This window comes from Streptomyces venezuelae, assembly GCF_008642375.1.
Lineage (GTDB): Bacteria > Actinomycetota > Actinomycetes > Streptomycetales > Streptomycetaceae > Streptomyces > Streptomyces venezuelae_G.
On the sequence record NZ_CP029194.1, the window covers coordinates 6,223,604 to 6,235,682 of the forward strand.

A 12,079-nucleotide genomic window follows, 5' to 3' on the forward strand; every position below is an offset into this window, starting at 1 on the left:
CTCTCACGTACCGCCCCCTCTCACGCATGGCCCCCGCCCCCACGCCCCTCCCGCGCGCACCCCCTTGCGCCGCCCCCGCGCACCACCTAGGAGAACCCCCGACATGGCCACCCCCTTGCGCCGATCCGTCACCCTGGCCGCCGCCGTCGCCACGGCAGCCGCCCTCGGCACGGGCGCCGTCGCCCTGGCCCTGCCCGCCTCGGCGGCCGACGCCGCGCCCCCGATGGCGCTGAGCGACGGCACCCTGGACTGGGGCATCAAGCAGTCCTTCCGTACGTACCTGGCGCAGCCCTTCGCGCACGGCAAGACCACGCTCGAAGGCGGTGCGAAGCAGGCCTCCGGCAACGGCGTGTTCACGTTCGTCGACGGAACCGGCACGTACGACACGGGCACGCACGCCACCGCCAACTCCTTCAAGGGCGGCGTCCGCTTCGAGGCCCACTCGGGCGCCCTCGACATCCGGATCTCGGACGTCCGTCTCACGACGAAGGGCTCGGCCGCGCCGACCGGCGAGATCCTCGCGGACGTCGTCACCAAGGAGAAGGACGGCTCCGTCAGCACCCGCGACGACATCGCCTTCGCGGCGCTCGACATGAGCAACGTCCGGCCGGCCCAGGGCGCGGGCGGCGCCATGGTGTTCAAGGACATACCGGCGAAGCTGACGAAGGACGGCGCCGCGGCGTTCGCCGGCTTCTACAAGGAGGGCGACGCACTCGACGCGGCCACGCTCACCGTGAAGGCGGGCGCCCGGCCCACGACCCCGCCGCCGCCGACGACGCCGACCACCGGGACCCCCACCACGCCGACCACCCCGCCCGTCACGCCGACGACCACGGCCCCGACGACCGCTCCGACCACGACGGCGCCGACGTCTCCCGCACCCACCACCACGGCCCCGACGTCGCCGGCCCCGACCGCGACGGCCCCCACCACCACCGCCACCCCCACGACGCGGCCGCCGACCGACCCCGCCGCCGGCGTCGTCGACGGCCGGCTCACCTGGGGCGTCAAGCAGAGCTGGCAGCGGTACGTCGGCGAGATGTGCGGCGGCTCCGTCACCGCCTCCGGCGGCGCCGTGAAGCGGGGCTCCGCCTACGACTTCGGCTTCGTCAAGGCCGACCTGGACGCCGACGCCCGCAAGGCCGAGGCCGCCTTCTCCGGCAAGGTCGCCTTCGTCTGCGCCGCGCACGGCATCGACTGGACCGTCACCGACCTGAAGGTCAGGGCGACCGGCACCACCGGCACCCTGACCGCCGACGTCACCAGCGCCGCGGGCGAGCGGAACGACGTGGCCCTGGCCGACCTGGACCTGTCCAAGGCCGACTGGACCGTGAACAAGGGGCTCGTCACCCTCGCCGGCCTGCCGGCGAAGCTGACGGCGGCCGGCTCCGCCACGTTCAGCGCCCCGGGCGGCCAGGGCGGCTACCCCGCGGGCACCGAGATGGACCCGGTGACCGTGACCCTCGCGGCCGACGAGGGCGCCTCGCTGCCCTCGGCCTCCGGCGGCTCTGCCGGCACCGGCGGCTCGGGCACGGCCGGCGGCTCTTCCACCACGGGCGGAGCAGGAACCGTCGGAGGCGCGGGCACCGTCGGAGTCGCGGGCACCGTCGGCGGCTCCGGTTCCGTCGGCGGCTCCGGCGCCCTCGCCGCCACCGGCTCGGGCACCCCGACCGGCCTCCTCCTCGCCGCCTCCGGTCTGCTCGCGGGCGCGGGCGCAGTCGCGGTCATCGCCGTCCGCCGCCGCGCCACGGAGTCCTGACCGGCACCCCCTCTACCACCACCCCCGACAGGCAGGGCCGCACCCGATTCCCGGGTGCGGCCCTGACCGTCCGTACGTGAGTGGTTGAATTCCGCCATGAACACGACCGCCACTGACATCGACGTCCTCCGGGTCTTCTGTGCGGGCGACGGCCGCCAGGGCAACGCCCTCGGAGTCGTACGGGACCCCCGGCACCACCCCGACGAGGCCTCCCGGCAGGCGCTCGCCAAGGAGCTCGGCTTCAGCGAGACGGTGTTCGTGGACGACCCGGAGCGCGGGATCGTCGACATCTACACCCCCGGCACGCGGCTGCCGTTCGCCGGATACCCCCTCGTCGGCGCCGCCTGGCTGCTCGACCTGGAGGTCATCTGCCCGCCTGCGGGCGAGGTGTGGGTGCGCGGGGACGGGGAGTTCACCTGGATCGAGGCGCGCGCCGAGTGGGCGCCGCCGCGGACCCTCCGTCAGTACGGCTCCGCCGCCGAGGTGGACGCCCTGGAGGTGCCCGAGCCCGGTGAGTGGATCTACGCCTGGGCCTGGCAGGAGGAGGCCGCGGGCCGGGTCAGGGCGCGGGGCTTCCCGGGGCGCGGCGACGGCATCGACGAGGACGAGGCGACGGGCGCGGCGGCGCTGCTCCTGACGGCCGAGCTGGGCCGGGCCCTGAACATCACGCAGGGCCGGGGGTCGCAGCTGCTCACCGCCCCCGGCCCCGACGGCATCGTGGAGTTGGGCGGACGCGTCCGCCTGGAGAGGACCTTCACGCTCTGAGTGCGGGATCCGCACGCACGGGCCCCTGGTGCGGGGCCCGCACGCTCACGCGCTCAGCGGGAACTCGACTCCCAGCTGGTGGAAGACCGCGCTGTTGAAGGCGAAGGCGCGCTTGCACTCGTCGACGATCCGCTGCTTCTCCAGGTCGTCGGCGTTCACGCTGTCGAGCAGCTCCCGGTAGGCCCGCTTGAACGCGGCCGGGTTGCCGATCTCGTCGAAGACGTAGAAGCGGACGCCGTCGCCCTTGCGTGCGAAGCCCCAGGTCCGCTCCGCCTTGTCGCGGATGATCTGGCCGCCCGACAGGTCGCCCAGGTAGCGCGTGTAGTGGTGGGCCACATAGCCGGCGGGCCAGTCGCGGGCGCACTCGGCGACCCGCTCCGCGTACGCGACGGTGGCGGGCAGCGGGGAGACCCCGGCGCGCCAGTCGGCGCCCCGCAGGTGGGCGAGGTCCTGCTCGAGGGCGGTCGTGCGGAACAGCTCGGCCTGTATGAACGGCCCGGCGACCGGGTCCTCGCGCAGCGCCTCCGCACCCTCCTCCAGGGCGCGGTACACGAACCACAGCTGCTCCGTGTAGCGGGCGTAGGCGTCGACGCCCAGGCGTCCGCCCAGGAGGTCACCCATGAAGGACGAGGTCTCCGCCTCCGTGTGCTGCTCGTGCGAGGCGGTACGGATGAGCGTGGAGAAGGGCGTGTCCAAGGCGTGCCTCCGAGACCGATGGGACGGGAACCAGTGACGATCCTGCCAAGTTAGGCTTGCCTAAGTCAACTGGTTCCCGACGTCCTGTCGGTAAAAACCTACCCGTTCGAGGGGTCAGGGCAACGTCAGGATTTCGGCCCCATTCTCGGTCACGACGAGCGTGTGCTCGAACTGCGCGGTCCGCTTCCGGTCCTTGGTCACCACGGTCCAGCCGTCGTCCCACATGTCGTAGTCGTGGGTGCCCAGCGTCAGCATCGGCTCGATCGTGAAGGTCATGCCGGTCTTGATCTCGGTGGTGTGGTGGGGGGAGTCGTAGTGCGGGACGATCAGGCCGGAGTGGAACGACGAGTTGATGCCGTGCCCGGTGAAGTCGCGCACGACCCCGTAGCCGAAGCGCTTGGCGTACGACTCGATGACCCGCCCGATGATGTTGATCTGACGGCCCGGCCGGACGGCCTTGATGGCCCTGTTCAGGGACTCCCGGGTCCGCTCGACGAGCAGCCTCGACTCCTCGTCGACGTCGCCGCAGAGGTAGGTGGCGTTGTTGTCGCCGTGGACGCCGTTGATGTACGCCGTGACGTCCAGGTTCACGATGTCGCCGTCCCGCAGCACCGTGGAGTCCGGGATGCCGTGGCAGATGACCTCGTTGATCGAGGCGCACAGCGACTTCGGGAAGCCGCGGTAGCCGAGGGTCGAGGGGTAGGCGCCGTGGTCGCACATGTACTCGTGGGCGACCCGGTCGAGCTCGTCGGTGGTGACACCCGGAGCGATGTGCTTGGCGGCCTCCTCCATCGCCTGCGCGGCGATGCGGCCGGCGATCCGCATCCGTTCGATGGTGTCGGAATCCTGCACCTCGGGCCCGCTGTACGGGGCCGGGGCGGGCTTCCCGACGTACTCGGGGCGGCGGATGGAGCCCGGGACGGAGCGGTGGGGGGAGAGCTCCCCCGGAACGAGAAGCGACTGGCCAGACATGTCAGCGAGTCTAACGACCGCGTCTGGGGCAGCATGGTCTCGGAGGAAGGAGCCGACGACGATGGCCCTGTTCAAGAAGCGCACCGCGGGCAAACCGGGCGAGTGGTACTACTGCCTGGAGCACAAGAAGGTCGAGGAGGGGCCGGAGTGTCCGGCGAAGAACCGATTCGGCCCGTACGCCAGCCGTGAGGAGGCCTCCCACGCCATGGAGACCGCCCGCGAGCGGAACCTGGAGTGGGAGACGGACCCGCGCTGGCACGAGGGCAAGCGCCCGGAGGAGAACCCCGAGGCGTGACCCCGGGGGTGGCCGGGACCGTATCGGACGGTACCGGCCGACCCCTGGGGCCCTGCCCGGAGCCTCCCGTCCCGGCGGAAGGCCTTGCCGCCGGGGCGGCGCGGCCTCACCGCCGGCCGGCGGTCTCCTCCCGGCCGACGGCCTCCTGCTGGGCCTTGCGCCGCAGCGAGTCCTCGTCCGTCTCTGAGTCGTACGTGAGCAGCTTCGGCAGAGCCAGGCAGAGCAGCCCCACCGAGGCGACACAGGCCACACCGCCGGACCAGACGGCCGCCCTGGTGCCGGTCCACCCGGCCATCACGCCGGCCCGGACCTGACCCAGCTGGGGGCCGACGCTGTAGGACAGCACCTCGATGCCGGCGAGCCGCCCGCGCAGCTCCTCCGGGATCGTCTGGTTCCAGATCGTGGACCGGCCGAGGCCGCTCAGCATGTCGCCGGCGCCCGCGAAGGCCAGGCAGAGCAGGACCAGCCAGATGTTCCCGAACCAGCCGGCCGCCGCGATCGCGAGACCCCAGCCGGCCGCGCCCCCGACCACGAGCAGCCCGTGCCGCCGCACCTTCGACGTCCAGCCGCTGGTCAGCCCGAGCACGAGCGAGCCGACCGAGCCCGCCGCGTACATCAGGCCGAGCGACCAGTCGGCGTCCAGCTCGTCCGCGAGGAACGGGAAGATCGTGTTCGGGAAGGCGAAGAACATCGCCGCGAGGTCGATCGCGTACGTGCCGAGCAGCACCGGCCGCGACCAGGCGTACCGCGCGCCCTCCGCGATGCCCCGCAGCGAGGGCTTCTCCGCGTCGTGCGCGGGCGGCGCGGGGGAGAGGCGGCGGCACATCAGCACCGAGGCGGCGAAACCGGCGATCGTCACCGCGTACGCCGGAGCGTGACCGGCGAACGCGACGACGAGCCCCGCGACCGACGGGCCCGCGATCGAGCCGATCTGCCAGCGCAGCGAGTTGAGGGCCGCGGCGGCGGTCTGCTGCTCGTGCGGCACGATCCGGGCGAGCAGCGAGTCGAGCGCGGGACGCTGGAGCCCCGCGAGGGCGGACACACCGGCCGCGACCACGTACAGCGGCCACAGCATCGGCTCCGGCAGCAGCGCGTTGAGCAGCAGGAGCACGGCGAGCACGCCGAGCCCCGCCTCCGTCCCCACGATCACCTTCCGCCGGTCCACGGCGTCGGCGAGCGCGCCGCCGTACAGCCCGAAGACGACCAGCGGCACCAGCTCGACCGCGCCCATCGCACCGACCGCGAGCGGCGAGTTCGTGAGCTCCTTGATCTGGAGCGGCAGGGCGATCATCGCCATCGCACTGGCGAAGTAGGTCACGAGCCCCTGGGTCCACAGGAGCCGGAAGTCACGGGACGTACGCCAGGGCGCCAGATCGGGCAGGAGGGCCGACAACCTGGAGGAGGGGGAGGAGGGGGATGCGGAGGACACGAGGGGCCATGTTCCGGCCGGCGGGCGCCTGGGGCAACCGAATATCCCGGGCCGGCGGGCCGTGCAAGCCGGCCGCACGGCCCCCGCTGCTCCTACCAGCGGGCCGGCGGCGGCGCCGTCAGGCGGTCGGCGAGGTGCGAGAGCCGGTCCCGGAAGCGGCGGCTCCCGCGCGGTGACGGCAGACTGTTCTCCCCGGCCGCCGCGCTCACCAGGTGCTGCACCGTGTCCAGATCGACCCCCGCCTCCTCCGCGACCGTCAGTGTCTCGTGGGCGAGCCCCCGCAGCTCCGTGTCGCCGCAGTCGAGCGAGAGCACCGTCACCCCGGCCCGCCGTGCGTCGTGGACCCGCTGGAGCAGCCCCGCGTCCGGCCGCTCCGGCGCCACCATCAGCAGCGTCGCCCCGCGCCCCGCCGCCTCGAGACGGCCGAGCCCGACCGCGAGGTGCGCCGGATCGCCCGGCCGCACCCGGTGCCGCACGAGCGTGGGCGCCAGCTCGGGCAGCCCCGACCAGGCCGCCTCGTCGACGAGGTGCGCGGCCAGGTGCCAGGGCTCGTACTCCTCCGTGCCGACGAGCAGCAGCCCGCCCCGGTGCGGCACGACCGAGGACCGGAGCGCCCCCGCGAAACGGCGGGCCGCCCCCGGCCACTCCGTCCCGGCGAGCACTTCCCGCAGTAACGCGACCCGTACGGCATCCATGGGGTGGCATCCTGCCCCAGCGCCGCGACGCGCGTGGCCGGTTGTGGTCGGTTCCACCCGTACGGGACGGGCCCCGGCGGCCCGACCGGTCGGTAATGTCGGGGCCATGACTTCCTCGACTGCCTCCCCCGACTCCACCGGCTCCACCGCCACGCCCAAGGCGGCCCCCAAGGACCCGTGGGACCTCCCCGACGTCTCCGGGCTCGTCGTCGGCGTCCTCGGCGGCACCGGAGAGCAGGGCCGCGGCCTCGCCTACCGGCTCGCCAAGGCCGGACAGAAGGTGATCCTCGGCTCCCGGGCCGCCGACCGCGCCCAGGCCGTCGCCGAGGAGCTCGGCCACGGCGTCGAGGGCGCCGACAACGCCGAGTGCGCCCGCCGCAGCGACATCGTGATCGTCGCCGTGCCGTGGGACGGGCACGCCAAGACCCTGGAGTCCCTGCGCGAGGAGCTCACGGGCAAGCTCGTCGTGGACTGCGTCAACCCGCTCGGCTTCGACAAGAAGGGCGCCTACGCCCTGAAGCCCGAGGAGGGCTCCGCCGCCGAGCAGGCCGCCGCGCTCCTCCCGGACTCCCGGGTGGCCGCCGCCTTCCACCACCTCTCGGCCGTGCTCCTCCAGGACGCGTCCATCGAGGAGATCGACACGGACGTCATGGTCCTCGGCGAGGAGCGCGCCGACGTCGAGCTCGTCCAGGCCCTCGCGGGCCGCATCCCCGGGATGCGCGGGGTCTTCGCGGGCCGCCTGCGCAACGCCCACCAGGTCGAGGCGCTCGTCGCGAACCTGATCTCGGTCAACCGCCGCTACAAGGCCCACGCCGGACTCCGGGTCACCGACGTCTGAGCCCGGGCCGTGGCCCCGGCCCTGATCCGTCGGACAGGCCCTAGGGGGAGAGGCGTCGGGCATGGGGGACACTGGACGGGCACCAGCAGCCGTACCCGGACAGGAGCCGTCCCCCATGCCCCGCCTCGCCCTCTACGCCCTCGTGGTCTGCGCCCTGGCCGTCGCCGCGGCCGTCGTCTCCTTCGTCCAGGGCAGCTTCCTGGGCGTGATCTGGGTCCTCCTGGCGGGCCTCTCCTCCAACATGGCCTGGTACTACCTCCGCCGGGCGAAGGCGGAGAAGCAGGCCGCGGCCCAGGTCTGACCCCGGCCCGTGCCCGGCATCAGACCTGGCAGAACTCCGGCGTCTCCTGCCAGAACCGGTAGAGCTGCGAACCGCAGTACCGGCTCTCCTCCGCCACACCGAGGGCCCGCATCAGCGCGTCGACCGCGTCGAAGAAGGCGCCGTTGACCGCCGGCACGAACAGCAGCGCGATCACGATGAAGAAGCCGTACGGCGCGTACGGCTCGATCTGCCGCTTCAGCTTGTACGAGAGCCAGGGCTCCACGATCCCGTAGCCGTCGAGGCCCGGGACCGGCAGGAGGTTCAGGAGCGCGGCCGTGACCTGGAGGAACGCCAGGAACGCCAGCGCGTACCGGAAGGGCACCGGCACGCCGTCCAGCGCGTCCAGCCAGAACGGCGCCGTGCAGACCAGCGCGAACAGGACGTTCGCCAGGGGGCCCGCCGCCGAGATCAGACTGTGCTTCCAGCGCCCCTTGATCCGGCCCTGCTCGATGAAGACCGCCCCGCCCGGCAGACCGATCCCGCCCATGATCACGAACAGCACCGGCAGGATGATGCTCAGCCAGGCGTGCGTGTACGCGAGCGGGTTCAGGGTCAGATAGCCCTTGGCCCCGACCGTGATGTCCCCGCCGTGCAGGGCGGTGCGGGCGTGCGCGTACTCGTGGAGACAGAGCGACACGACCCACGCCGAGGTCACGAAGAGGAACACCGCCAGACCGGGCGAGGCGGCGAAGTCCGTCCACACCGCCCAGCCGGTGACGGCCATGACGGCGAGGATCGCCAGGAAGACGGGACTGATCCGCCGTTCGTGACGCCGGGTGGTGGCCGTGCTCATCGAGGGGACTCCCGAGTGCCGGAGGGCTGCTGTGCGGGAAACGTACCGGGTGACCGCCGGGTTCCGGGCCGGGAGGCCGGGGTGCCCCGCTCCCGCCCCGCGCGCCCTGGTACCGGGGACGGGCGGCTCCTCACGGAGAATGGGCGGGTGCGTTACTCCCTGCTCGGCCCGACCCTCGCCCGTACCTCCGACGGCACCGACGTGACCGTCGGCGGTCCGCGGGTGCGCGCACTGCTGACCGTCCTCGCCCTGCGGGCCGGGCGGACCGTGCCCGTGGCGGACCTCGTCGACGAGGTCTGGCACGGCGACGAGCCGCCCGCCGACGCCGTCGCCGCGCTCCAGGCCCTCGTCGGGCGGCTGCGCCGGGCCCTCGGCCGTACCGCCGTGATCTCGGCCGACGGCGGCTACCGGCTCGACGCCCGGCCCGAGGACGTCGACACCCACCGCTTCGAACGGCTCGCCGCCCGGGGAGTGGCCGCCCTGTCCGACGGGGACGCCGTACGGGCCGCCGCGTTCCTCGACGAGGCCCTCGGCCTCTGGCGCGGGCCCGCCCTCGCCGACCTGCCGGACCGGGACGCGGAGGCCGCCCGCTGGGAGGCCCGCCGCCTCGACGCCCGCCGGGCCCGGCTCGGCGCCGCCCTGGCCCTGGGCGAGGCCGCCGCGGCCCTCCCCGAACTGACCGCCCTCAGCGCCGCCCACCCGCTGGACGAACCCCTCCAGGCCCTCCGCATCCGGGCCCTGCGGGACACCGGCCGCGCGGCCGAGGCGCTCGCCGCGTACGAGTCGGTCCGCCGCGTCCTCGCCAACCGCCTCGGCACGGACCCCTCCCCGGCCCTGCGCGCCCTCCACGCCGAGCTGCTCGCCCCGGCTCCGCCCGAGCGGAAGCCGGAGCCCGGGCCGCCGGTGCGCGGGAACCTCCGGGCCCGGCTCACCAGCTTCGTCGGGCGGGACGAGGACATCGCCGCGCTCCAGGAGTCCCTGCGGACGGCCCGGCTCGTCACCCTGCTCGGGCCAGGCGGCGCCGGGAAGACCCGGCTCTCGCAGGAGGCCGCCGAGCGCGGGGCCGGAGCCTGGCCCGACGGCGTGTGGGTGGCCGAGCTCGCCGCCGTCACCGACCCGGAGGCCGTCCCCGAGGCCGTGCTCGCGGCCGTCGGCGCCCGGGAGACCGTGCTGCGCGGCGCCGGCGCCGAGGAGCTGCGCGGCGGGAACGACCCGCTCGCCCGGCTCGTCGAGCACTGCGCCGGGCGGCGGATGCTGCTCCTCCTCGACAACTGCGAGCACCTCGTCGCGGCCGCCGCCGAGCTGGCCGAGACCCTCCTCGCCCGCTGCCCCGGACTGCGGGTCCTGGCGACGAGCCGGGAGCCCCTGGGCGTGCCGGGGGAGGTGCTGCGTCCGCTGGGGCCGCTGCCGGAGGGGACGGCGCTGCGGCTGCTCGACGAGCGGGGCGCGGCGGCCCGCCCCGGGTTCCGGACGGCAGAGGACCCGGAGGCCGCGGCCGAGATCGTCCGCCGCCTGGACGGGCTGCCGCTGGCGATCGAGCTGGCCGCGGCCCGGCTGCGGATGCTGACCCCGGGCCAGATCGCCGACCGCCTCGACGACCGCTTCCGGCTGCTGACCTCGGGAGCCCGGACCGTACTGCCCCGCCAGCAGACCCTGCGTGCGGTCGTCGACTGGTCCTGGGACCTCCTCGACGCCGCCGAACGGGCCGTCCTGCGCCGCCTGTCGGTGTTCACCGGCGGCAGCGACCTGGAAGCGGCGGAGGCGGTGTGCGCGGACCCCGGCCCCGCAGCCGGGGCCGGGGCCGCTGCCGGAGCCCGAGCCGCTACCGGACCCGGTGCGGGCCCCGGGGCCGGGACGCCCGCCGTCCTCGACGTGCTCGGCTCCCTCGTCGACAAGTCGCTCGTCGTCTCCGCCCCCGGCGACGCCGGCATGCGCTACCGCCTCCTGGAGACGGTGGCCGAGTACGCGGGGGAGCGGCTCGACGAGGCCGGCGAGCGGGCCGCGACCGAGCGGCGCCACCTCACGTACTACCGCGAGCTCGCCCGCCGTACCGACCCCGAGCTCCGCGGCGCCGGACAGGTCGCCGCCATCACCCGGTTCGGGACCGAGTACGGCAATCTCCGCACCGCCCTGCGCCGGGCCGTCGCCGCCCGCGACGAGGACGAGGCGCTCGTCCTCGTCCACTCCCTGCTCTGGTACTGGCAGATGCGCGACCTGCGCACCGACGCCCTGCACTGGGCCCGGGCGGCCGCCGAGCTCGGGCCCGACCCGTTCACACCGCCCGCCGCCCCCGTCGTCCCCCTGCACGAGCCGTGCACGGCCGCGCCGCCGCCGCTCTCCGAGGAGCAGCGCTGGGAGGCCCGGCGCGGGGTGCGGCTGGTCGAGCTGCTCAACATGGACCACGAGACCGGGCGCTGGACCAGCCACGAGGGTGTGCACAGGCTCCGCGAGATGACCGCCGTCTACGAGCCCGGTCTGCCGCAGACCTGCCGGCTGCCCGGCTCCTTCGCCGTCTTCGCGGTCCTCATCATGGGAGAGGCGGGCCGGCTCCGCGAACTCCTCGACACGACCGTGGCGTCCTGTCGCCGCCACGGTTACGACTGGGAGCTCGCCAACGCGCTCCAGATGCGCGCCAACATGTTCGCCAACCGGGCCGACCGGGCCGACGAGGCGATCGGCAACGCCGACGAGAGCCTGGGGATCTTCGCCCGCCTCGGCGACGCCTGGGGCGCGGCGGAGGCGCTCTCCGCGCGGGCCGAGGCCCGCGAGCGGCAGCTCGAGTTCGAGGGCGCGGCCGATGACTTCGCCGCCGCCATCGGCTACGCGGAACGGATCGGCGCCCAGTCGCAGATGGCGCTGCTGCGGGCCCGGTACGCCGGGACGCTCGTCGAGACCGGGCGGCTCGACGAGGGCGAGGCGATCCTGCGCGAGATCGTGGGCGGCGGCGGCCACGGCTGGGGCCACGAGTCCCTGCTCGGCGGACGCATCTTCCTCGCGCTGGTGCTCGGCCGGAGCGGTCGCACCGCCGAGGCCCGCGAGCATCTGCACGCGCTGCGGGGGGAGTTCGGCTCCGAGACCCTTTCCATCTTCGAGGGCTTCACGCTCGGCAGTCTGGGCTGGCTGGACGCCCTCGACGGACGGTACGGCTCCGCGTTCGCCTTCGCCGCGGAGGCGTACGAGCGCTCCCTGGGCGCGCTGTCGATGATGGTCGCGCCGCAGATGCCGGCGGTCCACGTGGTCGTCGCGGCCTGGGCGCTCGCCGGTCTCGGCGGCCCCTCGGCACGGCTCGCGGCGACGCTCCTCGGGGCCAGGGAGAGCCTCCTCCCGCCCGGCCACCTGCCGCCGCCGCTGGAGCGGGAGAACCTGGCCGCGGCCACGGAACTGACCCGGTCCGTCCTCGGCGAGGCCGCGTTCGCCGCGGCGTACGCCGAAGGCGACGGCCTCTCCCTGGAAGAGACCGCCGCCCTGCTCGGCAGCGCCGCCGACGCGATCAGTGAGCGCGCCGAGTCCTGACC

General features: G+C 74.4%; 11 protein-coding genes. 6 read left to right on the forward strand and 5 right to left on the reverse strand.

From position 1 onward, the window contains the following. Positions 1-103: 103 nt before the first annotated feature. Complete coding sequence (locus DEJ46_RS28495; protein WP_150270881.1) at positions 104-1,759, forward strand: HtaA domain-containing protein; 1,656 nt, start codon at positions 104-106, stop codon at positions 1,757-1,759. 96 nt (positions 1,760-1,855) lie between these two features. Next, positions 1,856-2,524 (forward strand): PhzF family phenazine biosynthesis protein, encoded by a 669-nt coding sequence (locus DEJ46_RS28500; protein WP_150270882.1) that lies wholly within the window; start codon positions 1,856-1,858, stop codon positions 2,522-2,524. A gap of 45 nt (positions 2,525-2,569) precedes the next feature. Here the strand turns inward: DEJ46_RS28500 and DEJ46_RS28505 are convergent, their stop codons facing one another. Both DEJ46_RS28505 and map read right to left on the reverse strand, forming a co-directional pair. Further along, a complete protein-coding gene (locus DEJ46_RS28505; RefSeq protein ID WP_150270884.1) occupies positions 2,570-3,220 on the reverse strand; it encodes a heme oxygenase (biliverdin-producing) in 651 nt (216 codons plus the stop codon). 114 nt (positions 3,221-3,334) lie between these two features. Then, positions 3,335-4,192, reverse strand: coding sequence for a type I methionyl aminopeptidase (gene map / locus DEJ46_RS28510; RefSeq protein ID WP_055643907.1), 858 nt, complete (start codon positions 4,190-4,192; stop codon positions 3,335-3,337). Positions 4,193-4,253: 61 nt separating this feature from the next. On the opposite strand from map, the gene DEJ46_RS28515 reads away from it, so the two are divergent. Continuing rightward, complete coding sequence (locus DEJ46_RS28515; protein WP_150270886.1) at positions 4,254-4,487, forward strand: hypothetical protein; 234 nt, start codon at positions 4,254-4,256, stop codon at positions 4,485-4,487. A 106-nt stretch (positions 4,488-4,593) separates the two neighbouring features. Here DEJ46_RS28515 and DEJ46_RS28520 read toward each other — a convergent pair whose 3' ends face one another. Together DEJ46_RS28520 and DEJ46_RS28530 are read right to left on the reverse strand one after the other, a co-directional pair. After that, positions 4,594-5,916: an MFS transporter gene (locus DEJ46_RS28520; protein WP_150270888.1), complete on the reverse strand. Its 1,323-nt coding sequence runs from the start codon at positions 5,914-5,916 to the stop codon at positions 4,594-4,596. A 92-nt stretch (positions 5,917-6,008) separates the two neighbouring features. Continuing rightward, positions 6,009-6,611 (reverse strand): hypothetical protein, encoded by a 603-nt coding sequence (locus DEJ46_RS28530; RefSeq protein WP_150270890.1) that lies wholly within the window; start codon positions 6,609-6,611, stop codon positions 6,009-6,011. A gap of 106 nt (positions 6,612-6,717) precedes the next feature. Here DEJ46_RS28530 and npdG point away from each other — a divergent pair, with 106 nt between their 5' ends. Both npdG and DEJ46_RS28540 read left to right on the forward strand, forming a co-directional pair. After that, complete coding sequence (npdG, locus tag DEJ46_RS28535; protein ID WP_150270892.1) at positions 6,718-7,449, forward strand: NADPH-dependent F420 reductase; 732 nt, start codon at positions 6,718-6,720, stop codon at positions 7,447-7,449. A gap of 61 nt (positions 7,450-7,510) precedes the next feature. Next, on the forward strand, positions 7,511-7,750 hold the full coding sequence (locus tag DEJ46_RS28540; protein ID WP_190622943.1) for a hypothetical protein: 240 nt from the start codon (positions 7,511-7,513) through the stop codon (positions 7,748-7,750). Between the two features lie 19 nt (positions 7,751-7,769). Here DEJ46_RS28540 and DEJ46_RS28545 read toward each other — a convergent pair whose 3' ends face one another. Further along, the gene (locus DEJ46_RS28545; RefSeq protein ID WP_150270896.1) at positions 7,770-8,564 is read right to left on the reverse strand and encodes a site-2 protease family protein; all 795 of its coding nucleotides are present in this window, start codon (positions 8,562-8,564) and stop codon (positions 7,770-7,772) included. A 147-nt stretch (positions 8,565-8,711) separates the two neighbouring features. On the opposite strand from DEJ46_RS28545, the gene DEJ46_RS28550 reads away from it, so the two are divergent. Further along, positions 8,712-12,077, forward strand: coding sequence for a BTAD domain-containing putative transcriptional regulator (locus DEJ46_RS28550; RefSeq protein WP_150270898.1), 3,366 nt, complete (start codon positions 8,712-8,714; stop codon positions 12,075-12,077). Positions 12,078-12,079: the final 2 nt, after the last annotated feature.